This window comes from Exiguobacterium artemiae 255-15, from assembly GCF_000019905.1.
Classification (GTDB): Bacteria; Bacillota; Bacilli; order Exiguobacteriales; family Exiguobacteriaceae; genus Exiguobacterium_A; species Exiguobacterium_A artemiae.
In genome coordinates, this window is the sequence record NC_010556.1 from 1,943,124 (window position 1) to 1,969,151 (window position 26,028).

The 26,028-nt window shown below is 45.9% G+C and carries 25 protein-coding genes; 6 read left to right on the top strand and 19 right to left on the bottom strand.

From position 1 onward, the window contains the following. Window positions 1-2 precede the first annotated feature (2 nt). Together coxB and cyoE are read right to left on the bottom strand one after the other, a co-directional pair. Window positions 3-1,034, bottom strand: a complete 1,032-nt coding sequence (coxB, locus tag EXIG_RS10185) for a cytochrome c oxidase subunit II (RefSeq protein ID WP_012370858.1) — start codon at window positions 1,032-1,034, stop codon at window positions 3-5. Window positions 1,035-1,099: 65 nt separating this feature from the next. Beyond that, window positions 1,100-2,032: a heme o synthase gene (cyoE, locus tag EXIG_RS10190; protein ID WP_012370859.1), complete on the bottom strand. Its 933-nt coding sequence runs from the start codon at window positions 2,030-2,032 to the stop codon at window positions 1,100-1,102. Window positions 2,033-2,357: 325 nt separating this feature from the next. Between cyoE and EXIG_RS10195 the strand changes: the two genes are divergently transcribed. Next, window positions 2,358-3,251 (top strand): COX15/CtaA family protein, encoded by an 894-nt coding sequence (locus EXIG_RS10195; protein ID WP_012370860.1) that lies wholly within the window; start codon window positions 2,358-2,360, stop codon window positions 3,249-3,251. Between the two features lie 64 nt (window positions 3,252-3,315). Here the strand turns inward: EXIG_RS10195 and EXIG_RS10200 are convergent, their stop codons facing one another. From EXIG_RS10200 to EXIG_RS10215, 4 genes are all read right to left on the bottom strand, one after another. Continuing rightward, window positions 3,316-4,671 (bottom strand): cryptochrome/photolyase family protein, encoded by a 1,356-nt coding sequence (locus tag EXIG_RS10200; RefSeq protein WP_012370861.1) that lies wholly within the window; start codon window positions 4,669-4,671, stop codon window positions 3,316-3,318. 103 nt (window positions 4,672-4,774) lie between these two features. After that, window positions 4,775-8,209, bottom strand: a complete 3,435-nt coding sequence (locus tag EXIG_RS10205; protein WP_012370862.1) for a pyruvate carboxylase — start codon at window positions 8,207-8,209, stop codon at window positions 4,775-4,777. After that, entirely contained in the window at window positions 8,202-9,473 is a 1,272-nt protein-coding gene (locus EXIG_RS10210; protein ID WP_012370863.1) for an FtsW/RodA/SpoVE family cell cycle protein, read from the bottom strand. Before EXIG_RS10210 ends, EXIG_RS10205 begins: the two co-directional genes overlap by 8 nt. Before the next feature lie 77 nt (window positions 9,474-9,550). Beyond that, the gene (locus EXIG_RS10215; protein ID WP_012370864.1) at window positions 9,551-9,829 is read right to left on the bottom strand and encodes an Fpa/YlaN family protein; all 279 of its coding nucleotides are present in this window, start codon (window positions 9,827-9,829) and stop codon (window positions 9,551-9,553) included. Between the two features lie 122 nt (window positions 9,830-9,951). Here EXIG_RS10215 and EXIG_RS10220 point away from each other — a divergent pair, with 122 nt between their 5' ends. After that, window positions 9,952-10,413: a hypothetical protein gene (locus tag EXIG_RS10220; protein ID WP_012370865.1), complete on the top strand. Its 462-nt coding sequence runs from the start codon at window positions 9,952-9,954 to the stop codon at window positions 10,411-10,413. A gap of 73 nt (window positions 10,414-10,486) precedes the next feature. Here the strand turns inward: EXIG_RS10220 and EXIG_RS10225 are convergent, their stop codons facing one another. Both EXIG_RS10225 and EXIG_RS10230 read right to left on the bottom strand, forming a co-directional pair. Beyond that, complete coding sequence (locus EXIG_RS10225) at window positions 10,487-11,803, bottom strand: PhoH family protein (protein ID WP_012370866.1); 1,317 nt, start codon at window positions 11,801-11,803, stop codon at window positions 10,487-10,489. Window positions 11,804-11,842: 39 nt separating this feature from the next. Beyond that, entirely contained in the window at window positions 11,843-12,295 is a 453-nt protein-coding gene (locus tag EXIG_RS10230; protein WP_012370867.1) for a PNPOx family protein, read from the bottom strand. Window positions 12,296-12,411: 116 nt separating this feature from the next. Here EXIG_RS10230 and EXIG_RS10235 point away from each other — a divergent pair, with 116 nt between their 5' ends. Beyond that, the gene (locus EXIG_RS10235) at window positions 12,412-12,615 is read left to right on the top strand and encodes a YlaI family protein (protein ID WP_012370868.1); all 204 of its coding nucleotides are present in this window, start codon (window positions 12,412-12,414) and stop codon (window positions 12,613-12,615) included. A 28-nt stretch (window positions 12,616-12,643) separates the two neighbouring features. Here the strand turns inward: EXIG_RS10235 and EXIG_RS10240 are convergent, their stop codons facing one another. From EXIG_RS10240 to typA, 3 genes are all read right to left on the bottom strand, one after another. Continuing rightward, window positions 12,644-13,693 (bottom strand): PQQ-dependent sugar dehydrogenase, encoded by a 1,050-nt coding sequence (locus tag EXIG_RS10240; protein WP_012370869.1) that lies wholly within the window; start codon window positions 13,691-13,693, stop codon window positions 12,644-12,646. Between the two features lie 138 nt (window positions 13,694-13,831). Continuing rightward, a complete protein-coding gene (locus tag EXIG_RS10245) occupies window positions 13,832-14,185 on the bottom strand; it encodes a YlaH-like family protein (RefSeq protein WP_012370870.1) in 354 nt (117 codons plus the stop codon). A 27-nt stretch (window positions 14,186-14,212) separates the two neighbouring features. After that, window positions 14,213-16,060 (bottom strand): translational GTPase TypA, encoded by a 1,848-nt coding sequence (gene typA / locus EXIG_RS10250; protein ID WP_012370871.1) that lies wholly within the window; start codon window positions 16,058-16,060, stop codon window positions 14,213-14,215. Between the two features lie 187 nt (window positions 16,061-16,247). On the opposite strand from typA, the gene EXIG_RS15940 reads away from it, so the two are divergent. Next, window positions 16,248-16,418 carry a DUF5325 family protein gene (locus EXIG_RS15940; protein ID WP_012370872.1) on the top strand — a complete coding sequence of 57 codons (171 nt, stop codon included), beginning with the start codon at window positions 16,248-16,250 and terminating at the stop codon, window positions 16,416-16,418. A gap of 18 nt (window positions 16,419-16,436) precedes the next feature. Here EXIG_RS15940 and EXIG_RS10255 read toward each other — a convergent pair whose 3' ends face one another. The 3 genes from EXIG_RS10255 to EXIG_RS10265 form a co-directional block, all read right to left on the bottom strand. Further along, the gene (locus tag EXIG_RS10255; protein ID WP_052294397.1) at window positions 16,437-17,216 is read right to left on the bottom strand and encodes an inositol monophosphatase family protein; all 780 of its coding nucleotides are present in this window, start codon (window positions 17,214-17,216) and stop codon (window positions 16,437-16,439) included. Window positions 17,217-17,353: 137 nt separating this feature from the next. Next, entirely contained in the window at window positions 17,354-17,542 is a 189-nt protein-coding gene (locus EXIG_RS10260; RefSeq protein WP_012370874.1) for a YkzI domain-containing protein, read from the bottom strand. Between the two features lie 234 nt (window positions 17,543-17,776). After that, window positions 17,777-18,049, bottom strand: coding sequence for a UPF0223 family protein (locus EXIG_RS10265; RefSeq protein WP_012370875.1), 273 nt, complete (start codon window positions 18,047-18,049; stop codon window positions 17,777-17,779). Between the two features lie 132 nt (window positions 18,050-18,181). On the opposite strand from EXIG_RS10265, the gene EXIG_RS10270 reads away from it, so the two are divergent. Then, entirely contained in the window at window positions 18,182-19,669 is a 1,488-nt protein-coding gene (locus EXIG_RS10270; protein WP_012370876.1) for an aminotransferase class I/II-fold pyridoxal phosphate-dependent enzyme, read from the top strand. Between the two features lie 124 nt (window positions 19,670-19,793). Here EXIG_RS10270 and EXIG_RS10275 read toward each other — a convergent pair whose 3' ends face one another. From EXIG_RS10275 to pdhA, 5 genes are all read right to left on the bottom strand, one after another. Then, entirely contained in the window at window positions 19,794-20,102 is a 309-nt protein-coding gene (locus tag EXIG_RS10275) for an SAV0927 family protein (protein WP_012370877.1), read from the bottom strand. 103 nt (window positions 20,103-20,205) lie between these two features. After that, entirely contained in the window at window positions 20,206-21,618 is a 1,413-nt protein-coding gene (gene lpdA / locus EXIG_RS10280) for a dihydrolipoyl dehydrogenase (RefSeq protein ID WP_012370878.1), read from the bottom strand. A 3-nt stretch (window positions 21,619-21,621) separates the two neighbouring features. After that, window positions 21,622-22,920, bottom strand: coding sequence for a dihydrolipoamide acetyltransferase family protein (locus tag EXIG_RS10285; protein ID WP_012370879.1), 1,299 nt, complete (start codon window positions 22,918-22,920; stop codon window positions 21,622-21,624). A 98-nt stretch (window positions 22,921-23,018) separates the two neighbouring features. Continuing rightward, the gene (locus EXIG_RS10290; protein WP_012370880.1) at window positions 23,019-23,996 is read right to left on the bottom strand and encodes an alpha-ketoacid dehydrogenase subunit beta; all 978 of its coding nucleotides are present in this window, start codon (window positions 23,994-23,996) and stop codon (window positions 23,019-23,021) included. Between the two features lie 3 nt (window positions 23,997-23,999). Beyond that, the gene (gene pdhA / locus EXIG_RS10295) at window positions 24,000-25,082 is read right to left on the bottom strand and encodes a pyruvate dehydrogenase (acetyl-transferring) E1 component subunit alpha (RefSeq protein ID WP_012370881.1); all 1,083 of its coding nucleotides are present in this window, start codon (window positions 25,080-25,082) and stop codon (window positions 24,000-24,002) included. Between the two features lie 377 nt (window positions 25,083-25,459). On the opposite strand from pdhA, the gene def reads away from it, so the two are divergent. Next, the gene (def, locus tag EXIG_RS10300) at window positions 25,460-25,999 is read left to right on the top strand and encodes a peptide deformylase (RefSeq protein ID WP_012370882.1); all 540 of its coding nucleotides are present in this window, start codon (window positions 25,460-25,462) and stop codon (window positions 25,997-25,999) included. Window positions 26,000-26,028: the final 29 nt, after the last annotated feature.

Consider the following 26,028-nt stretch of genomic DNA (forward strand, 5'->3'; position numbering starts at 1 on the left):
TATTATTGGAGCTTTTTGTCCAATAGGTAGTCTGCAAGTTCGCTTAACTCTTCATCGCTAATCTTATCTTCAGAGAAACCAGGCATTTTTGTTCCTTGTTTTTCTTTTTGCGGGTTGCGAATCCATTTTTCGAGATTTTCTTTGTCATGGTCGAGGTATCCAGCGATACGCTGACGATCACCAAAGTTTGTTAAGCTTGGCGCGACTTTCCCGCCACCGTGACAGCTGAGGCAGTTTTGTGCGTAAACTTGCTCGCCAGTCGTCCAGTTCTTTTTGTTTTTTGCATCCAATTGTTTTGTTTCTGCTTCTTTAGCTGATTTCATGTCTTTAAGCCATGCATCGTAATCATCTTGCTCAAGCGCGATGACCTTGAAGTCCATCAATGCATGTGAAGGTCCACATAACTCGGCACATTTACCGTAGTATGTTCCGGCTTCTTGTGCTTGTAACCACATCTCGTTATCGAGACCCGGGTTTGTATCTGTCTTACCAGAAAGAGCCGGTACCCAGAATGAGTGGATGACGTCTTTTGAAGTTAAGTTGACAGCGACACGTTTTCCGACTGGAATAACGAGTTCTTGTCCTGTTGAAACACCTTTGTCTGGATATTCGAACTCCCACCAGTACAAGTTGGCTGTAACGTTGATGACTTCATTTTTCTTCGCTTCTTTCGCATCTGCTAATTCAACCGTCGTTTTGATGGTTGGTACGGCAAGAACGACTAACAAGAGAATCGGAATGACTGTCCAAATGATTTCAAGTGTATGATTTCCTTCCACTTGTTTCGGAACAGTGTTGTCTCCAGCTTTACGACGGAATTTCATAAGTACGTAAATATAGATGACTGCTACAATCGCAAGGACAAACAACATGACCCATAAGCTGAGCTTAATGATTTCAAGTTGCATTTGTGCGCCTTCCCCGCGAGGCTGTAGTGCGGACAATTCCGGGATTCCACAACCTGATAACAATAATGCCATCAAACCGATCGGAAGAAGCCGGAAGAGCATTTTTCCTGATTTTTTCACAACCATCCCCACTTTCTTTTCCCCAATTTTTTTCTTTCTTCAATGGTGTCCGTGAAGTATGTCAAATCGTTTTAGAGAGAAACGAGTACGACCGTCACGATCCAAGCCGTGAAATAAAAGAGCGAGAAGAAAAACATCTTCGAAGCCCACTTAATCTCAGCTTGTTCTTCCTTGATTTTGAGACCTTTCAGTCCCATGTAGAGCCAGTATCCGCCGAGCACAGCCATGACCAGCATATAAATGATGCCGTAGTGCGCAAGGAGAAGTGATGATGGGAGTAAAACTGCAATCCACCATACAATTTGTCGTTTCGTGATCGCAAAACCATTGACGACAGGTAACATTGGAATACCGGCAGCGCGGTACTCTTCCGTCCGTCTCATGGCGAGCGCAAGGAAGTGAGGCGGTTGCCATACGAACATGATGAGAAACAAAATCCATGCATCGATATGAAGTGTCGGAGTGACTGCCGCAAATCCAATGATCGGTGGCACTGCTCCTGAAATACCACCTACGACTGTATTGATCGTATGTGTCCGCTTTAACCACATCGTATAGATGACGACGTAGACAAACGAACCAATCAATCCGAAAACTGCCGCGACATGGTTAACGATCAGCAACAGGACGGTACCGGTAGCCAGTATGCCAAGTCCTAATGCCAATATCCGTTGCCCATCCATCTTACCGGTTACACTCGGTCTTCCCATCGTCCGCTCCATCTTGTAATCAATGTCACGGTCGATATAGTTATTGAGGTAACAACTACCGGCAATGACCAGTCCACTTCCGAGAAGCGTCCACAATAATGTCAACTTCGTCTGCCACAAGTACAGTAGAACATCATCCGTTAAGTATGATGCTGCCACGACATAACCTGCGAAGACGGTGATGAGATTCGCACGAACGATTCCCATCTTTGCTAGGGTGACATAGTCCTTGAACGTCGGCTGATCCGATTGCTCGATCATGATGTCCAGGGTCTCCCCGTTTACTTTCGCCATGTTGTTTCCTCCTTCTAACCGTCCGCGTTCTTTCTGTACGTAGGATTCACGTATTTTCTTCACAGAAATAACACAGACACGCCACGAAACGTCCTTTTCTCTATAAAAGATACCACATATTCAAGGTCATGACGTATGAAAATACTTTCGACATAATGAACAAAATGTGAATTCTATGTGATTAACCTCACAGTTCACCATATTTACCTAATATTAGAATAGCGTTCTTCTAAAAGATTGCAAGCGTTTCGATATTTTTTATGCGATACTATTGCTAGGTATTTCAAGTATCATGTATTTTCTCTAGAAAGGTGGTGGCTGCGTTTTGAATCGAAAACTTTCGATTTTTTCAGCATTTGTCACATTCACGATGATGATCGTTCTTCTCATGGGGGGGACCGTCACGAAAACAGATTCCGGAAACGGATGCGGGACCGATTGGCCGCTCTGTCACGGAGAATTGATTCCAACTAATCCAAGTGTCGAAACGATGATTGAGTATAGTCACCGCGCAGTAACAGGAGTCGTCGGTTTATTGATCATCGCCTTGTGTCTTTGGACACTTGTCGCTTTCAAAGATCGCCTGGATATCAAGATTTTCGCTTTCCTGGCCTTCATTTTCATGTTGATTCAATCCATCGTCGGTGCAGGTGCCGTCGTTTGGCAACAGTCGGATCTCGTCATGGCACTCCATTTTGGAATCTCATTGATTTCTTTTGCTTCCTTACTTATCTTGACGATCTTGATTATGGAGCGTTCCGGTCAAGAATTCAGGGAATCGGTCCCAGCGTTCTTGCGTAAACTGTTGTACGGCTTACTGATCTATACGTTAATCGTCGTTTACACCGGAGCGTTCGTCCGCCATGTCGGTGCGACGTATGCCTGCGTCGGCTGGCCGGTCTGTTCGCAACCGACGATGACGTTCGAAGCGTGGGTGCAAATGATTCACCGGATTTTGGCCGGTCTGTTGTTCTTCTATACGCTGTTCGTCCACTACACGGCGATTCGCCTGAAACACCGGACCTCGCGTACCGGTATGTTGTTCGCAACCTTCTTTATCTCTTGTCAGGTTGCAACCGGTGCCTGGATCGTTCTTGGTGGACATGCCACGTACGTTCCGTTATTACACGCATTCCTGATCACTTGTTATTTCGGAGTCATCTCTTACCTCGCTTACCATGCATTCCGGACGCGAAAAAAGGATTCTAGACTGCGCTGATTAAACCTTCAACTAAAAAGGGAAGCGGATTTTTCAACTATCCGCCTCCCTTTTTTTATACGCTTTATTTAAAACGGGCAATCGCTCGTTTCCGGGCCATATCGTGCTCGACAATCGGCATCGGATAATCGTAGTCTTTTCGTTGTTGTTCCGTCGGTTCATGAATCGATGTTTTCGGCAAATCCTTCAGTTCCGGCAAATAGGTACGGATGAACGTTCCATCCTTATCGAATTTCTTCGACTGGGTCGTCGGATTGAAGACACGGAAATACGGCACAGCGTCCGTACCGACGGATGCCGCCCACTGCCACCCGCCGATATTCGACGCTGCTTCATAGTCCACCAGTTTCTGTTGGAAGTAGCGTTCTCCTTTTTGCCAGTCGACTAATAAATCCTTCGTCAAAAAAGATGCGACAATCATTCGCAGGCGGTTATGCATCCATCCAGTCGTATTGAGCTGACGCATCGCTGCATCGACGATCGGGTACCCGGTTTTCCCTTCTGCCCAGGCTTTGAATCCCTTCTCATCCGTTTCCCACTCAATCTTCGTATACTGTTCATTAACCGGCAGTCGTTTGGATTCCGGATAATGCATGAGAATCGTGTAGTAAAATTCCCGCCAGATCAATTCCGTCAGATAGGTCTGTTTTCCTTTTGAATCCTGTTCCTGCTGGACCGCATCAAAAATCGTCCGAATTCCGATTTCACCAGTCCGAAGATATCGGGACATCAGGCTTGTTCCGTCGACGGCCGGCAGATCCCGTTGCTCCTCATAAGCAGATAAATTATTTTTAAGGAATGATCGTAAACGTTTTCGAGCCGTTTCTTCCCCGACCGCGAAGTCGGTGTCTGATGCCGCCCGCTTAAAATAATCCAGCATAAAGGCATTGTTCTGCCGCCGTTTGTGATAACGTTCCTTTAAAAGATTCAGCTTGACCGGATACGGTTTATCGACATCTTTCTTCAAAAAAGCATTTTTATACGGTGTAAATACCTTGTAATAGGATCCGTCATTTTTTTTGACGGCATGCGGATGAAGCAGATGGCGGTCAAGCAACCGCTCCGTCTTTTTATCGCCCCGTTTTTTCATGATGCCGTCGTCACGGCTCTTGAACGGTTCGACGTACTCGGCGTTAAACAACAGAACATCCGCCATTTCCGTTGCTTCGAGAAAATCCTTTTCCTGTCCTTCAATGAAACGGATCGGCATATCATGGGTCTTGCAGTTTTTTGCGAAATGTTCGAGTGCCTGGAAAAAATACTGTTGCCTCGCGTCATACTCTCCGATGTAGTCCGGGTTCACCCAGAAAACGAACTCGACATTTGCCTGTTCGTCCTTTTCGAGATACTCGACCGCTCGTGCCAGCATATGATTGTCCTCGAGCCGAAAATCACTTCGAATCCAACAGATGATATTCATATTCATTCCTCCATCAACTGACGATGAACGAAAAACAGGCAATCCGCCATGCGTTTTGCCTGTTTTCGTCACCCTGTATTTATCCTAAGTTACATATTATGCATTACACGAATTCAATCAATAAATCTTGGCTCGCGATGGCTTCGCCTTCTTTGACATGAACCGATTTAACCTCACCGTCTTCTGGTGCTTGAATCGTCGTCTCCATTTTCATTGCTTCCGTCACAAGCAGCTGCTCTCCCTTACGAATCCGGGTACCGGGTTCGACCAGGACTTTCAAGACGCTGCCGGGCATCGAAGCACCAATCTGTTTCGGGTTCGAACGATCGGCCTTCGGACGGCTCGACGAACTTTCTTTGATGCTGATATCTTTTACTTCGACTTCACGCGGGACGCCGTTCATCTCGTAGTAGATGACACGGACACCGTGATCGTCCGGTTGACCGATTTGGATCAACTTCAGGTACAGTGTTTTTCCACGCTCGATTTCGACTTCGATGGTTTCCCCGAGACGCATACCGTGGAAGAACGTACTCGTATCGAGAACGGAGATATCCCCGTAACGTGCGACATACGAACTGTAATCAAGGAATACCTTCGGATACAGGGCATATGCCAGAGCATCGAATTCTGTTACCGGACGTTCTAGTTTCTCGAACAACTCATGTTTGATGGCATCAAAATTGAGTGGCTCCATCATTTTCCCTGGACGTTCCGTCAACGGCTCAACGCCTTTCAGGATTGCCGCTTGGACTTGTTTCGGGAAGCCGTCCGGTGGCGTACCCAGCTCGCCCTTCATCAATTCAACGACAGAATCCGGGAAGTCAAGATTGCTGGCACGTTCCAGAACATCTTCTTCCGTCAGATGGTGTTGGACCATGAATAAGGCCATATCACCGACGACTTTCGAAGATGGTGTCACTTTGACGATGTCGCCGAACAACATGTTGACGCGGGCATACATCGTTTTAACTTCCGACCAGCGATCCGCGAGTCCAACGGCTTTCGCTTGTTGTTGAAGATTCGAATACTGACCGCCCGGCATTTCATGATCATAGACCGTCGGGTTCGGTGCTAACATATCAAGCTCAAACGCTTGATAGAGGTGGCGCACATCCTGCCAGTAATCCGATACCTGCTCAAATTTTTGTGCCGACACGAGCGGTTGACGCTTGTGACCACTGAGGGCATGAATCAGACTTCCTCCGGCAGGCTGACTTGTCAGTCCCGCCATACTTGAAGCAGCGACGTCAACGATATCGACACCGGCATCAACAGCTCGCGCGTACGTATAAATACCGTTTCCGCTTGCGTCATGCGTATGCAGATGGATCGGCAAATCAACAGCATCTTTTAACGCCGAGACTAATGCGTAGGCAGCTTCCGGTTTCAGCAGACCTGCCATATCTTTGATGGCAATGATATGGGCACCGCTCGCTTCGAGTTGTTTCGCCAGTTTAACGTAATACGGAAGATGATATTTCGGACGGTTCGCATCAAACAAGTCGCCTGTATAACAAACTGCTGCCTCTGCGATTTTACCCGTCTGCAAGACGGCATCGATGGCCAGCTGAATGGATTCAGGATTGTTTAAGCTGTCGAAAATCCGGAACACATCAACACCCGCTTGCGCGGCTTCCTTGACGAATGCATGAATGACATTGTCCGGATAGTTTTTATAGCCGACTGCATTGGCTCCGCGTAACAACATCTGAATCAACACATTCGGCATCTTTTCACGCAACTGCATCAAACGAACCCACGGATCTTCTGACAGGAAACGGTATGCCACGTCAAACGTTGCACCGCCCCAGGCCTCTACTGAGAACAGTTCCGGCAACAGTTTGGCTTCCGCCTCGGCAATTGCCACTAAATCTTTTGTCCGCATCCGTGTCGCAAGCAACGACTGATGCGCATCACGGAAAGTCGTATCTGTCAATTGAACCCGTTCTTGTGCTTTCAGCCAGTTGATGACACCAAGCGGGCCTTCCGTATCAAGAATCGCTTTCGCACCTGCTTGATAGTCAGCCGGAAGATCTTTCGGAATCCGGACGTCGCGGGCAAGCGGTTTTTCAATCTTGCCGATTCCCGGGAAACCGTTGACGGATACTTCTCCGATATATGTCAGCAACTTCGTACCACGGTCTTGTCGTTTCGGGAAGATGAACAATTCTTTTGTGTCGTCGATAAACGATGTATTGTAATCTCCGCTGATGAACGCGTGGTGCTTCAGAACATTACTTAAGAATGGGATGTTGGTTTTAATTCCCCGGATCCGGAACTCGCTTAAGTTTCGGCTCATTTTAGCAACGGCTTGATCGTATGTTAAGCCGTGTGTCGAAATCTTAACGAGCAAGGAATCGTAATAAGGCGAGATTTCAGCACCGACATAGGCATTTCCGCCGTCAAGACGAACGCCAAAACCGCCTGGTGAACGGTATGCTTTGATTTTTCCCGTATCCGGCAGGAAGCCGTTCTCCGGGTCTTCGGACGTAATCCGGCTCTGAATGGCGAAACCTAACATTTGAATATTTTCTTGCGCAGGAATACCCACCAGGTCACTATGTAGTGATTCCCCTTCCGCGACTCGAATTTGTGTCTGGACGATATCAATGCCCGTAATCATTTCCGTAATCGTATGTTCGACTTGAACACGCGGATTGACTTCGATGAAATAGAAGGACTCGTCTTGTGTCACTAAAAATTCAACCGTACCGGCATTCTCATAGCCGACATGCTTCATCAACGTTACCGCTGCTTCACAGATCTTTTGGCGTCCTTCGTCCGATAACGTGACACACGGCGCGACTTCGACGACTTTTTGGTGACGGCGTTGCACGGAACAATCGCGTTCAAACAAATGAACGATATTGCCGTGGGCATCCCCGATGATTTGAACTTCGATATGTTTCGGACGTTCAATCAATTTTTCAACGTAAATTTCATCTGAACCAAATGCTTTTAAAGCTTCCGATTTTGCCCGCTCAATCATTTCCGGCAACTCTTCTTCTGTCCGGACGACACGCATCCCGCGTCCGCCGCCGCCTAGAGAAGCTTTGACCATTAATGGATAACCTGCTTTTTCAGCGAAAGCATACGCTTCATCAATCGATGTGATCGGACCGTCCGTTCCCGGAATAACGGGTAAACCGGCTTCGATGGCTGTCGTCCGCGCACGGACTTTATCACCGAAGCTGTAGAGATGTTCTTCTCGGGGACCGATAAAGATAATCCCCTCTTCCCGACAGCGAGTAGCGAGTTCAATATTTTCTGACAAAAATCCGTAACCTGGATGGATTGCATCACATTGTGCCTTCTTGGCAGTCTCGATGATTCCTTCGATATCAAGGTATGCTTCGATCGGTTTTTTTCCCTCACCGATTCGGTACGCTTCATCGGCTTTGTACCGGTGAAGCGACCCCATATCTTCTCGTGAATAAATAGCGACTGTCCGAATCCCGAGTTCGGTTGCCGCACGGAATACGCGAATCGCGATTTCTCCGCGGTTGGCGACAAGAATCTTTTTGATTTTAGTCAACTGATGCTCCCCCTTTAAGTAATGAACTCGTAACACTCATCTTTCGTGCTTCCTGTACTTCTTTATGATACGCTATCCGGTGCTTGTTTTGCATCGAAATATTTGCCACGACCCCAAGCATCGTACTCATGACAAGCAGTGAAGACCCGCCGTAACTGATAAACGGTAACGTCACACCCGTCCCCGGAAACAGACCGGACATCGCCCCGATATTGATACCGGTTTGGATAAAGATGATCGACGAAATGCCGAACGCCACCATACTCGAATAAATCGAAGCAGATTGCCGGGCAATCAGCGCCCCTTGCCACATTAAAAAGAACAACAGTCCGAGAACAACGAGAACCCCGACGAATCCGAGTTCTTCCGAGATGATTGACATGATGTAATCGGTCTCCGGCTCCGGCAGATAACCGTACTTTTGAAAGCTGTTCCCCAAACCGACTCCGAAGAATCCTCCATGAGCGATCGAGATGACCGAATTAATCAGTTGATACCCTTTTCCTTCGGCATCTAAAAATGGATTGAAGATGGCTTGAATCCGTTCCATCTGATTGGCGGAAAAATTGTTCCAGGCATACAGACCGACTCCTGATGCAAATACGATGGCAACAGCGATATACCCGCGCGGCAAGCCGACTGCAAAAAGAATCATGGCCGAAATCAAAAGAAGGATAAACAATCCTCCGTCATCCGGCTGCATTCGGATAATAATGGCGTAAGGAGCCAACAACACGGTCATCGGAATCAAGATCCAGTCCGTAAAACTAAGCAAAATCCGTTTGCCGGATGAATCGGGTGCGATTTGCCGATGAATGAAATGATGGACAATCCCAATCACACCGTTCATCTGTCCTTTATGTTTTTGATCAAAGTAGTTGGCGAGACCGATGACAAGAACAAATTTACACAGCTCAATCGGCTGAATCAAAAAAATCCCAAAATTTAACCAGGCACGTGCTCCGTTCAACGGGGCAGCAAACAGAGTTGCCGTCAACATCCCGAATGTAATGAGATATAAACCCAACCGAGCGAGCGGTCCTCGGAACGTCTCATGATTTAAATGAGCGACAAACAAAAAGACAACAATCGCCATCACGTCAAACATCAATTGTTTTTCAAAAAATGAGGTATTCGCGTAATCGCCGCCGTTCCAGACACTGGCACTGTAGACCATCACCGTACTGATGGCCATCAGGATCAGCATCGTGAAGAAGAGGCGATAATCAAAAAACGCACGTTTTTCCTTAAACTTCGATTGCATTATGTACACGTCCTTTTTCTAATTCCTAGTTCTAAAAAAAAATACCCAAACGCCGCATTTCACGTTTGAGTAGAAAATCAGCACGTCTCCGCATCATGTAAATCAGATAATTGCTGTTCTAATGAGTCGAGTAATTGTTTCCCTTCACTCGCATCAATCAGTTCGAGACGAACGGCAAAATCAATTTGGCGTGACAATCCGAACATTTGTGTATCCAATACTTCCTCATAAAGAGGACATTGTGGCATCGTTAAATTCGCAAGCTGGACCTCGATCAACCGGCGGATTTTATGGGAATCCGCTTCTAGTAGCTCAAGAGCGCGCTGGCGATGAACTGTCCCGATTTCAGTTGACAATCCAATCCCTCCTCATCAAATGACGCGTTCCTGTTATAGCTAAACTTTACCTTACTTTCGCCAACAATTCAACGTTTCGGTATAATGGATTTGCACGACTCATACATTTAGGGGGAATAATGATGATTTTTCCGATTACAGGTAACGTCCGCTATCCACTCACAATCGACCCGACGGTTTGGATCTTCGATGAACGGAAGATTGAAGTCGACCATATTGGAAAAGAAGTCGGGGATAACGCACAAGAAGCCTATTATGCCAAGATGGGGGCTGCTTGGGATAAAGGGATCACAGAGGGCAGTCGAACGGACCACAACAAACCGATGACGCGCGAAGAAAAAGATGCTGCCTTACGGGGAACGTTTGCCATGCCGCTTGCACCGTTCATTCAAAATGCCGAGACACTTGAAGGTGCCTCCGCGCTACGCTTTGAAGGAACAGAAACAGTCGAGCTCAATCTCAGTACGTTACCGGAACTGTACTTACAGTTTTCAAAAGACGGAAAAGTTTTAAGCGACGGTCCTGTCCATCTGCTTTATCGTGATCAAATCGTCCGCTCCGTTACTCGCATCACTGTCGTGTAATCCGGAAACGACAAAAAGCCGTTCTGTTTCTTCTGACTTGAAGGAAACAGAATGGCTTTTTTTGTAGTTGAGCTTACAGCAAGTCGGCTGCCAAACGAGCCAGACTTGACCGCTCGCCTTTCACCAGTTTGACATGTCCTGTCATCTTTTCACCTTTCAACCGCTCGACTGCATAAGACAATCCGTTTGAATATTCATCCAGGTACGGATGATCAATTTGCTGCGGGTCACCGACCAATACAATTTTCGAGTTTTCACCGACACGGGTCAAAATCGTCTTCACTTCGTGTTTCGTCAGGTTTTGCGCTTCATCGATAATGATGAATTGTCCCGGCATGCTCCGACCTCTGATGTAAGTCAGGGCTTCCAGTTGAATCGATTTCATTCCTGCCAAAATGTTCCCCAGCTCATCACCGGAACTCGTATTGAACAGATGTTCCAAGTTATCATAAATCGGTTGCATCCAGGGCCGGAGCTTTTCTTCCATTTCTCCCGGCAAATATCCGATATCATTCCCCATCGGTACGACCGGACGGGCAACAACTAATTTTTTATACCGGTGTTCATCTTCCACCTGTAACAGCCCTGCTGCGAGTGCCAGTAATGTTTTTCCGGTTCCCGCTTTCCCGACAAGTGTGACAAGCGGCACATCATCCCGAAGCAACAGTTCAAATGCCATCCGCTGTTGAACGTTCCGCGGAACGACACCCCAGACTTGATCGATATCGAGTGATAAAGCCCGGATGATCGGCAATTCCTGATCGACGACGGCAATTGCCGATGCTTTTGACATATTACTTTTTAAAATGACGAATTGATTCGGATGTACTTTTTCCGGAAGAACATCGACCGATAATCGTTTATCCTGATAAAACGCATCGATGTATTCTTGGTCGACGGTCAATTCCACAAAACCCGTATATAGTCCGGTCAGATCAGCGATGTGATCGGTCAAATAGTCTTCTGCGACTAATCCGTAAGCATCCGCTTTAACCCGGACGAGGATATCTTTTGAAACAAGGATGACATCCCGTCCGCTTTGCTGTTCTTTTTGTTCCCGGTGAATCGACCAGGCGAGTTCCAGAATCTTATTGTCGTTGGACTCATGCGTAAACGGTGACACTTCACTGATGGAATCTCCAATATCGACCCGAAGAATTCCGCCGTTCCCGAGTGGAACACCGGCATGAAGGTGTCCCGTTTCCCGCAATTGATCCAAAATCCGTGCCGTTTCCCGGGCATTTCGACCGACTTCATCCATATTTCGTTTTTTTCCGTCCAATTCTTCTAAGACTATGGCCGGAATCACGACATCGTGCTCTTGAAATTGAAACAGAGACAATGGATCATGTAGCATGACATTGGTATCGAGCACATATATTTTTTTCATTCCATCGTTCGCTCCTTTAGAGTCGAGTTTTGATGAATGTTATCCTTTTAAAATGTCTTGAATTTGTTGATCAAGTTGCATCGCGGCTGCTTCATCGTACGTTTTATACACACGCGGCCGGTCCGACACAGCGGCTCCGTAGAATAAGATATCGCGGACCTCTTTTATCTGTCCTTCATAGAGCGCTACCTTTAACGGTAAGCGTGCTGTCGTTTCCCAGGCTGCGACATCCGTACATGTTAAACTGTACGTCGACTGATCAGCAAAGAAAATAAGTGTAAAAACAGGATGGTCAGCTAACGTTTTGACAAGTAATGAATCTGCTTCAATCGCAAAGCGAATCGTTGTTTCGTCTTTTGCATACACCCAACTGATGGCATGTGTAATCGGCCAGCTTTTGCTCTGATCATGTGTGATTAAAAACACAAGCGGTAAATCTGTTAATGCCTTCATCTGCTGTTCACTCAGACGATGTTCCACTTTATTTGCCATGGTACCACCCCCTCTGTTCCTTATTTTATTACTATTCGATACTATATATTCGCATCCCTTTTTCAAGTTGAACAATTCTTAAATATGATATACTAAGAAAAAAAGGGGGACCTCCCATGCGTGTCAAATGCACCATCTGCGATAAACGAGAAACCATCGATGACTGGTCCTTTACAGCAAAAAGACTGCGAAATAAACCGGTACGCGTCTACATATGCGATGAATGTCATGAACGTGTCACTGAGCGGACCATCGCGCGCCAAGAAACCGGACATTTTAACCTTTATCCGACATGGGCGACAACTAAAAAAAGATGGTAAACTACTTTGAATGATCAAAGTAGTTTTTTTATGGCTTAAGACGAACCAGCACATCGTCTTCATCCGACGAATTTCCTCGTCCATCTGTATTGTTCGTCACATAATAAAGTTCCTTCCCGTCCGTCATCACGTCCCGAATGCGCCCGCGATCCGTCACGATTTGTTCCACTTTCGACGACTCCGTCTCAATCGACCGGAGACTTTGACCGACCAGCGTCCCGAAATACAGTTTCCCGTTTTGTTCCGCTACTCCGCTCGGCGCAATTGATTTTTCGCCCACTTCATACCAAGGTGTGACGAGCCCTTGTTGCTTTTCCGTTCCTTCAATCAACGGCCACCCGTAATTTTTTTGTTCGATCCGGTTAATTTCATCGTGTCCGTTCTGTCCGTGTTCCGTTGCATACAGGGTTTGGTCGACAAACACCAAACCTTGTGGATTCCGGTGACCGTAACTGTAGATGTACTCTTTTACATTCCCGTCCGCCGGTTTTCCATCGAGTTTCATCCGGAGAATTTTTCCGGATAAAGAAGAGAGTTTTTGAGCGTTTTCAGGGACTGCCGCGTCTCCGGCCGTGACATACAACAATCCGTCCGGTCCTATTTCGATGCGGCCACCGTTATGAATCGTGGCACCGGGGATCTTATCGAGCAGTACCCGTTGTTCTTTCCAGGATTCCTTTTCTTCCTTAATCGCTATGATGCGGTTCCAGAGCGCGCCATCCTTCTCATACGTATGATAGACATATGCTGTTCGATTCTTTGAGAAGTCCGGATCAAGCGCCATCCCGAGCAGTCCGCCTTCCCCTTGCGCAACAACCGGTTCGGTCAGTTCGAGATCCGTCCGGCTGTAGTTTCCTTCAGTGCCTTTGACAATTGTCCCTTCCCGTTCGGTAATATAAAACACTTCTTGGTTTTTCTCAATATTCCATGGTGTCCTTAAATTTTTAAAAATGATATCACTTTTGACCGTTTCCGATGTTTTGGGAACTGTTTTTGATGAATCTTTAGTCGTCGTTTCCGAACATCCGGCTAATACAATCACAAGACCACACGAAATGCCTAAGCTTCGGTTTATCATCTCGATCACCTCTTGCTGTTTTTTTCCCGAACCTGCCGCAAACTATTCCTGCAATCGAACACGGATTACGTTTCCATTCATTTCACACAAAAAAGTCCCGCTTCCAAAAGGAAACGGGACTTTTTTATTGATTTATGATCAAGAAGCAGTTCGTTCTCGCTCACGTTTGACCATCCACATCCGGAATCGGTAAATTCCGAGAATGACGACCATCGCAAGTAAGACTTCAGGAATCGGCCATGTCCAAAAGACGAGTGTTAAAGCAGCAGAAAATACCGCGAGTAACAAATAGACAATCAGTGATTTCCACCAGGCTAACTCTTTCGCAAAACCTAATTTAAAAACGATTAACGTCAAGATGACGACCGTAATCATCAGTGCATTAAATCCGGCACTCAAGTTGTTCGGGTCACTTCCCACACCAAGCAATTTCGCAACGGCAGGAATATCAAATTTCGAGAAATCAGAAGCAACGGCAGGTTGTGCAGTCATTGCCAGTCCCCCTTACGTGTTAAGAGCTCAGTCTTTACCAAGACGACGGCGCTTGTCTTGTTTTTCACGTTCGTTTTTGTTTAATACTTGTTTACGAAGACGAACTGATTGCGGTGTGATTTCACAGTACTCATCTTCATTCAGGAATGTTAATGATTCTTCAAGTGAGAAGACACGTGGACGTTTAAGAACGTTTGTTGTATCTTTCGCAGATGCACGCATGTTCGTCAATTGTTTCGCTTTAACAACGTTAACAGCGAGGTCGACGTCACGGTTACATTCACCGATGATCATTCCTTCGTAAACTTCAAGACCTGGCTCGATGAAGATTGTTCCGCGGTCTTCGAGTGCAGAGATTGCATAAGCAGTCGCTTTACCCGTCTCGATTGAGACCATAACTCCACTGCGGCGTCCACCGATGTCTGCATTGATGAACGGACGGTATTCTTCGAACGTGTGGTTCATGATTCCGTATCCACGTGTTGCAGATAAGAATTCATTCCGGTATCCGATCAATCCACGTGAAGGAACGATGAATTCCATTTTTGTTTGTCCGTTATCCATTGTCTGCATGTTCGTCAGTTCACCTTTACGGAGACCGATCGATTCCATGACACCACCTGTGTACTCTTCAGGTGTATCAATGACAACGCGCTCAAACGGCTCAACTTTAACGCCGTCTTCAACTTTGATGATTACCTGCGGTTTAGATACTTGAATTTCGTATCCTTCACGACGCATGTTTTCAATCAAAATCCCGAGGTGAAGCTCACCACGGCCAGATACGATCCAGCGGTCCGGCGAATCTGTGTTTTCGATACGGAGCGAAACGTCTGTTTCAAGTTCTTTTTCAAGACGCTCTTCGATTTTACGCGAAGTGACGAGGTCACCTTCACGACCAGCGAATGGCGAGTTGTTAACGATGAACGTCATTTGAAGAGTCGGCTCATCAATACGAAGTAATGGGAGTGGATCGACGTGTGAAGTCGGGCAAACCGTTTCACCGACGTTGATATCTTCCATACCTGCGATTGCAATCAAATCTCCAGCTTTTGCAGCTTCAATTTCAACACGTTTCAGACCAAAGTATCCGAATAATTTTGTAACACGGAAGTTTTTGATTGATCCATCAAGTTTAGAAAGCGAAACGCTGTCTCCAACTTTGATTTCTCCACGGAAAACGCGTCCTACTCCGATACGACCAAGATAGTTATCGTAGTCGAGCATTGTAACTTGGAATTGTAACGGGTCCATGCTGTTGTCAACAGGAGCCGGTGTGTGTTCAAGAATCAAATCAAGAACGTTTGTAATTGTATCTTCTTGATTTTCAAGTTCAGGGTCAAATGAACTTGAGCCGTTGACTGCCGATGCATAAACGACTGGGAATTCGAGTTGATCTTCATCTGCTCCAAGATCGATCAAGAGGTCGACGACTTCGTCAACAACTTCGAGTGGACGGACCATCGGTTTGTCAATTTTATTGACGACGACGATTGGTTGAAGACCTTGTTCAAGTGCTTTTTTCAATACGAAACGTGTTTGTGGCATACAGCCTTCACGTGCATCGACAACGAGGATAACGCCGTCAACCATACGCATGATACGTTCTACTTCACCACCGAAATCGGCGTGACCTGGTGTATCAACGATGTTGATACGTGTATTTTTGTAATCAATTGCGGTATTTTTAGCAAGGATCGTGATTCCGCGCTCACGCTCGATATCATTTGAGTCCATTGCGCGTTCTTCGACTAGTTCATTCGCACGGAATGTTCCAGATTGTTTTAAAAGCTCATCGACGAGTGTCGTTTTACCATGGTCAACGTGGGCGATGATCGCGACGTTGCGTAAATCGTTTCTTACTAATGTTGTCATAGGTGTGTACCTCTTTCTGTTCATTTAAATAATCCATTAATACTTTCGGTCAACTTTAAGAGTATAGCACAGGTTGACTGGTAGTTGGCAATCACTTCGATTGAAGATGACAGCGAAAGCCTTTTCATTGTCCCTGATTCACGCTAAACTAAAGACGAGTTTATGTATCGTGAGGGGGAAATGACAAATGCGGATTCTTTTTTTATTGTTAGCCATTATCGCAGTCGGTTCAATGGCTGCCATCGGTATTTTTATCGCGGAGCAAAACGTTCTTATGATTGTCGTCTCACTTCTTTTAACTATCGGAACAATGGGAGTAGGCTTCGTCTTGAAAGCTCGTTTACGTAAACAAGCTTAAACGCCCTCTAGGGGCGTTTTATTTTTGCACGTACGTTAAGACATCCTCAACGAATTGCCGGCTTCCTGCCAATACACTCGTTTGTTCAAGATACGTCATGTCCGCTCCCTCGATTGTCCCGACACGTCCGCCGAGTTCTTCAATCAAGACTTGTCCCCCTGTATAATCCCACGGCATGTTCCGCATCGTAATATATCCGTCGACCCGACCTGCCGCAACCCAGGCGAGTTCGAGTGAAGCCGCACCGACTGCCCGAACACCGACCGCATCACGGACAAGAGGCGCGAGCAGGTTGGAATCGATTCGCCGGTTTGCCGTCACCCATGTCGCATTCATGCAGATAATCGCTTCATTGACCGGTCTTTCCTTGATTGGTGCAAGCCGGATTCCGTTTTCGTAAGCCCCCTGCCCTTTAATGGCATGAAACAGTTCATCTGCCATCACGTCATAGACGAATCCGTAACGTAATTCTCCTTCTACCATAATGGCAATCGAGATGGCGAATAACCGTTTTTGACGAATGAAGTTCATCGTCCCGTCAATCGGATCCACGAACCAGACCGTGCCTTCTAACGTATCCGGACGAACAATTCGTCCTTCTTCTCCGTACACATGGTGATCCGGATACCGATCCAAAATTCCTCGAATCAGTAAATCCTCCACATGCTGATCAATTTCCGTGACAAGATCACTTTTATTTGTTTTTTCTTCTATATGATACGCTTGATCCATCTTTTGACGGATATACTTTCCCGCCCGCTTGATTAGATCGATCGCATGTAACTCAATCCCTTGCATCCGACTCACCCTTTCCGTCTCCTTTAGACCGTCCTACCTTTTCATGATAACAAAAAAAATCAACCAACAAAAATTTCGCTGGTTGATTTTGGGATTATTTTATTATCGTTTATTCTATTTTAAGAAGATCATCTTGATTACGCTTCAAGACGAACCATCTCTTGGCGGTATTTTTCAAGACGTTCCTTACTGGCACCCATCGCTTCCGTATCACTTGCTACAATTGCATCATGTAAAGTCGCAAGTTCATAATCGATTTCAAGGCGCAATACAGGAATGCGTTTTTCTGCATCTTTTCTTTTGTATGCTTCAATCACTTGTTTCACAGTAACCACACTCCTTCGCGGGATAAAAAACTTAGTTATCAGACAATTGCGACTAATTAGTGGATTGAATCCATAATAGTACGATTTAACTTAGATGTAAAGTGTCTATTTTTAAATTTTACAGTTGTACGATATCGTCTTGTATGTAGTATATAACCAGTTTTTGTTTTTTCTAAACAAACAACCTCTCTTCTGGACAGTCAGAAAAGAGGTTGTTTGATGATACGGATTTCGTTACTTTTTCAAACGTAACAAAGCATCGGTTTGTTTTCTTGCCTGCTGAACTGCACGGTAGCTCGAACATCCAGTCTCTTCAAAATAAAACTGATCAAGCTGTTTTTCTTCCGACTTTGAATTGACGATGGTTTTAAAATCCTGGTAGGCCTTTAAAAAGAACGTTCGATCGATTCCTTTTTCGTAAGCCTCTTCGACCGTATTAAAAAATTGGATGACTGTTACGATTTCGTCCGTCGACCAGTCCGGATTAATGGGATAATTGACCGCCATTGTGACACTTCCTTTCTTGACGCTTCCTATTTTACAACGAAATCGAACATAAAACAGTTGCAACCTTATGAAAACTTGTTATAGTTAGCTTGTTTGATTGTTTTTTTATTCGGTTTTAAGGGGGGAAATCTGGTGCAAACAAAAAGCTTAACACAGCTCGATACACCTTTATTCGATGCGCTGCTTGCGCATGCGAAACGTCAACCAATTCAATTTCATATTCCCGGTCATAAAAATGGCCAAGGGATGGATCCTGCTTTTCGATCATTCATCGGTCAAAACGCGCTTGATATCGATTTAATCAATATCGCGCCACTCGATGATTTACATCATCCGAAAGGAATCATCAAGGATGCACATCAACTAGCAGCCCAAGCCTTTCATGCAGACGAAACATTTTTCTCCGTTCAAGGAACCTCGACCGCCATCATGGCAATGATCATGAGTGTCGTCGGTCCGGATGATAAAATTCTAGTTCCTCGGAACGTTCATAAATCGGTCATGTCGGCTATCGTTCTTTCTGGAGCGCACCCGATTTTCATTCACCCGGAGTTTGACGAAATGTTCGGTATCGCTCACGGTATCACACCAAGCGCCGTCGAGCGTGCCCTCAGTCTTCACCCGGATACAAAAGCGGTCCTCGTCATCAATCCGACGTACTTCGGCGTTGCAGGTGACTTAGAGAGCATCGTCACCCTTGCTCATAGCAAAGGCATCCCCGTCCTCGTCGACGAAGCACACGGCGTTCACATCGCATTCCACGATGATATGCCGCTTTCTGCGATGCAGGCTGGTGCAGATCTTGCTGCGACAAGTGTTCATAAATTAGGAGGATCACTTACCGGCAGTTCCGTCTTGAATGTCCGCCGCGGTCTCGTCTCGCCGGATAAAGTACAAGCTGTCCTGTCGATGTTGACGACGACTTCTACGTCGTATCTTTTACTGGCATCACTCGACTGCGCCCGCCGGCATCTCGCGATCAACGGAGAAGCGATGAACCGTCGCGCGCTCGAACTGGCGACACGGATGCGGATGGGACTGGCAAAACTTCCTTATCTCGCAGTATTTGGTGAATCGGACCTTCATTCCAGTGCGACATTTGCCTTTGATCCGACAAAAGTTCTGATTTCCGTCAAAGGACTCGGCATCTCCGGTCATCTTGTCGAAGAATTTTTACGGGACGAACATCGCATCGAAGTGGAACTGTCCGACTTAAACAACATCTTGCTGATCATCACTTCCGGTGATTCGGAAGAGACGATTGATGCCTTGCTTGCAGGAATGGCTGATCTCGTAGAGCGTCATCGGGATACAGGGGCTAAAACATCTTCTCACTCGATCGTCTTACCCGACATTCCGGCACTCGCTCTCAGTCCGCGTGATGCTTTTTATGAAGAAACGGAAACCATTCCACTTGCAGACGCTGTCGGCCGGATTTCGGCAGAGTTCATGATGGTCTATCCACCCGGCATTCCGATTTTCATTCCGGGTGAAATGATTACGACAGACAATTTAGCGTACATCAAAGAAAATATCGAAGCCGGTCTTCCTGTCCAAGGACTCGAAGATCATACACTTGAGACCATTAAAGTCATTCAACAATCGAATGCAATTCGTTAAGTTTCGTTCATAATAAGCGGCTGACCCTAAAAGTCAGCTTCTCCAATAGATAAAGGGGGCAGATTCCGAATCTGCCCCCTTGTCTCGTTTAAACAGGAATTATTCTTTTAGAAGTCAACCTCGTTTAATCTGCCTGCTCATAACTCGGTACATCCGGCAACAGCGTCGCTAAAAATTCTCCGACCGCCTCGGCATCCACCGGTTCGATCCCGAGCAGACGCGTCATGGCATCCGCCTCGAGAACATCTGTATGATCGAGTAAAGCAGCCCGGCCGCTCGTGAGACTGACAACTAACACCTTCCCGAAAAACTGTTTGGTAAAGACGACACCAAAATCGTACCGCGCTTGTTCCGTTGTCATCCCGATAAACCTGACTTTATCCGTTTCTGAGACATGATACAGTTCTTCAAGTGGCGACAGTTGAGATTCCATCTTGTCTCACCCTTTCTTTTTTTATCCTTTTCCTGTTTTAAAGACAGATTAAACGACACAAAAAAACCTTAAGCGGTCGGCTCCCCGCTTAAGGTTTTTTGGCTTATTTCATGATGTGGATTGGGCTACCGATTGCAACTTCAGCAGTTTCCATTGCGATTTCACCGAGTGAAGGGTGCGCGTGGATTGTGAGTGCGATATCTTCAGCTGTCATACCAGACTCGATTGCGAGTCCCATCTCTGCGATCATGTCAGATGCGCCTGTACCGGCGATTTGAGCACCAATCAAGAGACCGTCTGCTTTACGTGTGATCATTTTCAAGAAGCCGTCTGGCTCGTTGAGTGCAAGAGCACGTCCGTTTGCAGCGTAAGGGAATTTAGACGCAATATAGTCGAGTCCTTCTTCTTTTGCTTGTGCTTCCGTATAACCGACTGTTGCGAGTTCTGGGTCTGTGAAGACAACCGCAGGAATCGCGCTGTAGTCGAGGTATGCCGGATGTCCAGCAGCTGCTTCAGCAGCAATTTTTGCTTCGAATGAAGCTTTGTGTGCAAGTGGCGGCCCAGGAACGATGTCCCCGATAGCGTAGATGTTTTCGTTCGACGTACGGCACTGATCGTCGATTTCGACGAGTCCACGTTCGCTGACTTTAACTTCTGCCATTTCAAGACCGAGATCAGATGTGTTCGGGCGACGACCGACTGTGACGAGGACGTAGTCCGCTTCGACAGTTTGTGTTTCACCTTTGACTTCAAACGTAACTTTCACGCCTTCTTCTGTCTCTTCGACACTTTGTGCAAGTGCTTCGTTGTGAATCGTGATGTTTCCTTTTTGTTTAAGCTTTTTCTTAACGACTTGCGTCATTGCAGGCTCGAATCCAGAAAGGATATCTTTTGTACCTTCTAAGATGACAACTTCAGTGTCAAAGTTAGCATACGCTGTTCCGAGTTCCATTCCGATGTACCCGCCGCCGATGACGATGAGTTTTTTCGGAAGTTCAGGAAGGTTCAAAGCGCCTGTTGAAGAAAGGACACGTTTTGACCATTTGAAAGCTGGAAGTTCGATTGGAGTCGAACCTGTTGCGATGATACATTTTTTGAATTTGTAAGGTGTAGAAGAATCTTCATTGATGATACGAACTGTATCTTCAGATTGGAAGTAAGCTTCCCCAACGACTGTTTCAACGTTGTTACCTTTAAGAAGGCCACCGACACCACCAGTCAATTTGTTGACGACTGATTGTTTCCAAGATTGAACTTTTGAGAAGTCGACAGCGACGTTCTCAGATGTGATTCCCATTGAATCTGAACCTTTTGCATGTTGGAAGTTGTGTCCAGCTGTGATCAAGGCTTTTGACGGGATACATCCGACGTTCAAACAAACACCACCGACGTTTTCACGTTCGACGATTGTTACTTTAAGTCCGAGTTGCGCACCGCGGATTGCAGCGACATAACCACCAGGGCCAGCCCCGATTACGAGTAAATCTGTTTCTTGTGCGAATTCACCTACTACCATTGCTTATCCCTCCATAATGAGAAGTTGTGGGTCGTTTAACAGACGTTTAACCAAGTTAAGCGCGTTTTGTGCTGTAGCACCATCGATGAGACGGTGGTCGAAGCTGAATGACAAAGCAAGTACTGGTGCTGCAACGATTTCACCGTTTTTGACGACCGCTTTTTCAGCGATACGGCCAATACCGAGGATTGCAACTTCTGGGTGGTTGATGACAGGTGTGAACCATTGTCCGCCAGCAGAACCGATGTTTGTGATTGTGATCGATCCGCCTTTCATTTCGTCCCCAGAAAGTTTACCGTCACGTGCTTTACCAGCAAGGTCGTTAATGTTATCTGCTAATCCGAAGATTGATTTACGGTCTGCATCTTTGACGACAGGAACAACAAGACCATTGTCTGTGTCTGCTGCGATACCGATGTTGAAGTAGTTTTTGTAAACAACTTCTTCGTTCACATCGTCGATTGACGCGTTGATTGCAGGGTATTTTTTAGCTGCAGCAGTCAATGCTTTTACAACGAATGGAAGATACGTCAATTTCGTACCTTGTGCTGCCGCAACTTCTTTGAAGTTTTTACGGAGTGCAACAAGATTCGTAACATCGACTTCGTCCATCAATGTAACGTGTGGGGCTGTATGTTTCGAGTTGACCATTGCTTTCGAAATCGCTTTACGGATTCCTTTGATCTTCTCGCGTGTTTCGAGCTCAGGTTGAGCTGCAACATACGGTTTCACTTCAGATTTAGATGCTGAAGCTTGTGCTGCCGGTGCTTTTTCTTCTGCTGCTGGTGCAGTTGAAGATTGTCCACCGTTTGCAAATGCATCGATGTCTTCTTTGACAACGCGACCGTTGTCACCAGAACCTTGAACTTCACGGATGTCGACGCCTTTTTCGCGTGCATATTTACGCACTGAAGGCATTGCGATAACGCGTTCTGATTTATGGATTTGAACTTCATTTGGCTTGTCTTCGACTTTTTTATCTGTGTCTTGGACATCTTTTGCGTTGTCTGCTGCTTTAGGTTGTTCCGGTGCTTCTTCTTCAGAAGGAGCTGAACCTTCGCCTTCCACATCAAACGTGATCAATACGTCACCAACGACGGCTACGATGCCTTCGTCGACTTTTACTTCTTTGACTGTGCCATCAACTGGTGACGGGATTTCAACGACTGCTTTATCGTTTTGTACTTCAAGAAGAATGTCATCTTCTTTTACTGTGTCGCCTGCTTTAACGAACCACTTTACGATTTCACCTTCGTGAATACCCTCACCGATATCCGGTAATTTGAATTCAAATAAACCCATTTGAATTAGCCTCCTTTTATTTCACTCTTCTGGTCGATTGTTATCTTTAAAACGGAAGCAAGGAGAGAATTGCCTCTCTCCTTTTTTCCGGTTCACTCTTAGAAGTTGTAAACAGTTTTTACTTTTTCGACGATATCTTTGTGGTCCGGAAGCCATGAATCTTCACCTTGTGCGAACGGGAAGATTGTGTCAGGTGCCGCAACACGAAGGATCGGTGCTTCGAGGTCAAGAATTGCGCGCTCTTGAATTTCAGTTGCGACCATTGCAGCCACACCTGCTTGTTTTTGAGCTTCTTGAACAACGACAACACGGTTCGTTTTCTTGACTGACTCAACGATTGTATCGATGTCAATCGGGCTGATTGTCATCAAATCGATAATTTCAACGCTGATGTTTTCTTTTTCAAGCTCTTCAGCAGCTTTGAGTGACGCGTGAACCATTGCACCGTACGTTACGATTGTCACGTCAGTACCTTCACGTTTGATGTCTGCTTTTCCAAGTTCGATCGTGTAGTCGCCCTCTGGCACTTCACCGCGGAATGAACGGTACAGTTTCATGTGCTCGAGGAAAACGACTGGGTCGTTATCGCGGATTGATGCGATCAAAAGACCTTTTGCATCATACGGAGTTGAAGGGATGACGACTTTAAGTCCTGGTGACTGAGCCATTAATCCTTCCAAGTTATCTGCATGAAGCTCAGGTGTTTTAACACCGCCACCGAATGGTGAACGGATTGTAACAGGTGCACTGTACGTGCCGCCTGAACGGTAACGTAAACGTGCGAGTTGTGCCGCTACAGAATCAAATACTTCGAAAACAAAACCGAAGAATTGGATTTCCATGATTGGACGGAAACCAGTTAAGCTGAATCCGACTGCAAGGCCACCAATACCAGACTCGGCAAGTGGTGTATCGAAGACACGGTCTTCGCCTAATTCATCTTGAAGACCTTCTGTCGCACGGAATACCCCACCGTTCTTACCGACGTCTTCACCGAACAAGAGAACTTGCTCGTCGCGTTTCATCTCGACGCGCATTGCGTCAGTGATCGCTTGGATCATCGTCATTTGTGCCATGGGTTATTTCGACTCCTTTGCTGTATACTCATCAAGCTGCTCTTGCAGGTTTTGTGGTAACTTTTCAGCCATCACGTTGATGAAGTCTGTTACTTTTTGTTTTGGTTCTTTATCTGCTTGAGCGAGTGCTTCTTTTACATCCGCTTTCGCTTGTTCAATGACTTCGTTCTCTTTGTCTTCGTTCCAAAGACCTTTTGTTTCCATGAACGCACGGAAACGAACGAGTGGATCTTGTGCTTGGTACTCATCATCCATATCTTTTGTACGGTAACGTGTTGGATCATCTCCAGCGAGCGTATGCGGTCCGTAACGGTATGTGAGCGTTTCGATCAATGTCGGAACACCGTTCAGTGCTTCAACACGAGCTTGTTTTGTTGCTGCGTAGACGGCAAGAACGTCCATTCCGTCAACTTGGATTCCGTTGATTCCGGCTGCAACAGCTTTTTGAGCGATTGTTTTCGCCATCGATTGTTTTTCAACCGGTGTAGAAATCGCAAAACGGTTGTTTTGGACAACGAAGATCGCAGGTGCTTTGAATGCTCCGGCAAAGTTCATACCTTCGTAGAAGTCACCTTGTGACGATCCGCCATCACCTGTGTACGTGATTGCGACTTGTTCTTTTCCACTTTTCTTAAGGCCGAGTGCAACACCGGCAGCTTGCACGATTTGTGCACCGATGATGATTTGCGGCATTAAGACGTTAACACCCTCAGGAATCTTACCGCCTGTGATGTGTCCGCGTGAGAACAAGAATGCTTTGTAAAGCGGGAAACCATGGAAAACCATTTGCGGGATATCACGGTATCCTGGAAGAATCCAGTCATCTTTATCTAAAGCAAATTGTGAACCGATCATTGACGCTTCTTGTCCAGCGACTGGCGCGTAGAAACCAAGACGTCCTTGACGGTTGAGTGAGATTGCACGTTGGTCCCAGATACGTGTGTAAACGAGACGACGCATTAATTCCGTAAGTTCTTCATCTGAGAGGTCCGGCATAGCGTCTTTGTTGACGACTTCACCTTTCTCATCCAGAATGCGGAATGTTTCAAAGTTTTCTTCCACGTTTTTAAACATGTTTAAGTTCATCTTTTCACCTCATCCTTTCACTGTGTTCAGCGAAATATTCCTCTTACTGACTTGCTACATACCAATAGTGTTCAAAAAATGAAGTCCCGTATGACCTTTTCTTGAACATATATCTGTGTACCTATCCAGTTGAGTAAACTGTATTAACATGAAGAGACACGCAAGCATGTCTTGTTCATTACGTTACAAGTATAAAACTGTAACACCTATAAAATCAAAGAAAATGTTTTATTTTTTTTAGCGGATGTTCTTGTGAATGACATCACATATGAAGAACGCCTTTACTTCTGTACTATTCATCAATTCACAACTGTGTTAGTTATTAATATTCCTCCTTTGATATGCTATAATTTTTTTAGATGAAAGGGGTGCTGTTCATGATTACCATGAATGAGATCGTTCGGGAAGATGTCCCTTCGCTTCACGAACGTTCTGTCGACGTTACCTTCCCTCTCAGTGAGGAAGATAAGGAAACGATGCGTCTGATGATGGAATATCTCGCCAACAGTCAAGACGATGAATTAGCCGAAAAATATGATTTACGTAGCGGGATTGGACTGGCGGCTCCACAAATCGGAGTCAATAAACGAATGTTTGCCATTCGTCTGCAAGACGGGGACGACATTCTCGAGTTCGGGATTTATAATCCTAAAATCGTCAGTCATTCCGTTGAACAAACGTATCTTGCCGGCGGAGAAGGTTGTTTGTCCGTTGACCGGGAAGTCGAAGGTCATGTGCCGCGCTATATGCGTATTACCCTGTCTGGCATCGATCATAACGGAAATCCTGTAAAATTAAGATTAAAAGGATTAAAGGCCGTCGTTTGCCAACATGAATATGATCATTTGGATGGGATCATGTTTTACGATCGAATCGATCCGAAAGAACCCTTCAAGGAGTATGGTTCGTCTCTCTAAAATAAGAATGAAGTAACAAAAAAGACATT

What these genes read in the sequence shown, in the direction of transcription:
- coxB (WP_012370858.1), bottom strand. Translation starts at nt 1,034, where the DNA reads ATGGTTGTGAAAAAATCAGGAAAAATGCTCTTCCGGCTTCTTCCGATC.
- cyoE (WP_012370859.1), bottom strand. Translation starts at nt 2,032, where the DNA reads ATGGCGAAAGTAAACGGGGAGACCCTGGACATCATGATCGAGCAATCG.
- EXIG_RS10200 (WP_012370861.1), bottom strand. Translation starts at nt 4,671, where the DNA reads ATGAATATCATCTGTTGGATTCGAAGTGATTTTCGGCTCGAGGACAAT.
- EXIG_RS10210 (WP_012370863.1), bottom strand. Translation starts at nt 9,473, where the DNA reads ATGCAATCGAAGTTTAAGGAAAAACGTGCGTTTTTTGATTATCGCCTC.
- EXIG_RS10220 (WP_012370865.1), top strand. Translation starts at nt 9,952, where the DNA reads ATGATTTTTCCGATTACAGGTAACGTCCGCTATCCACTCACAATCGAC.
- EXIG_RS10225 (WP_012370866.1), bottom strand. Translation starts at nt 11,803, where the DNA reads ATGAAAAAAATATATGTGCTCGATACCAATGTCATGCTACATGATCCA.
- EXIG_RS10230 (WP_012370867.1), bottom strand. Translation starts at nt 12,295, where the DNA reads ATGGCAAATAAAGTGGAACATCGTCTGAGTGAACAGCAGATGAAGGCA.
- EXIG_RS10235 (WP_012370868.1), top strand. Translation starts at nt 12,412, where the DNA reads ATGCGTGTCAAATGCACCATCTGCGATAAACGAGAAACCATCGATGAC.
- EXIG_RS10240 (WP_012370869.1), bottom strand. Translation starts at nt 13,693, where the DNA reads ATGATAAACCGAAGCTTAGGCATTTCGTGTGGTCTTGTGATTGTATTA.
- EXIG_RS10245 (WP_012370870.1), bottom strand. Translation starts at nt 14,185, where the DNA reads ATGACTGCACAACCTGCCGTTGCTTCTGATTTCTCGAAATTTGATATT.
- typA (WP_012370871.1), bottom strand. Translation starts at nt 16,060, where the DNA reads ATGACAACATTAGTAAGAAACGATTTACGCAACGTCGCGATCATCGCC.
- EXIG_RS15940 (WP_012370872.1), top strand. Translation starts at nt 16,248, where the DNA reads ATGCGGATTCTTTTTTTATTGTTAGCCATTATCGCAGTCGGTTCAATG.
- EXIG_RS10255 (WP_052294397.1), bottom strand. Translation starts at nt 17,216, where the DNA reads ATGCAAGGGATTGAGTTACATGCGATCGATCTAATCAAGCGGGCGGGA.
- EXIG_RS10265 (WP_012370875.1), bottom strand. Translation starts at nt 18,049, where the DNA reads ATGGCGGTCAATTATCCCATTAATCCGGACTGGTCGACGGACGAAATC.
- EXIG_RS10275 (WP_012370877.1), bottom strand. Translation starts at nt 20,102, where the DNA reads ATGGAATCTCAACTGTCGCCACTTGAAGAACTGTATCATGTCTCAGAA.
- lpdA (WP_012370878.1), bottom strand. Translation starts at nt 21,618, where the DNA reads ATGGTAGTAGGTGAATTCGCACAAGAAACAGATTTACTCGTAATCGGG.
- EXIG_RS10285 (WP_012370879.1), bottom strand. Translation starts at nt 22,920, where the DNA reads ATGGGTTTATTTGAATTCAAATTACCGGATATCGGTGAGGGTATTCAC.
- EXIG_RS10290 (WP_012370880.1), bottom strand. Translation starts at nt 23,996, where the DNA reads ATGGCACAAATGACGATGATCCAAGCGATCACTGACGCAATGCGCGTC.
- pdhA (WP_012370881.1), bottom strand. Translation starts at nt 25,082, where the DNA reads ATGAACTTAAACATGTTTAAAAACGTGGAAGAAAACTTTGAAACATTC.
- def (WP_012370882.1), top strand. Translation starts at nt 25,460, where the DNA reads ATGATTACCATGAATGAGATCGTTCGGGAAGATGTCCCTTCGCTTCAC.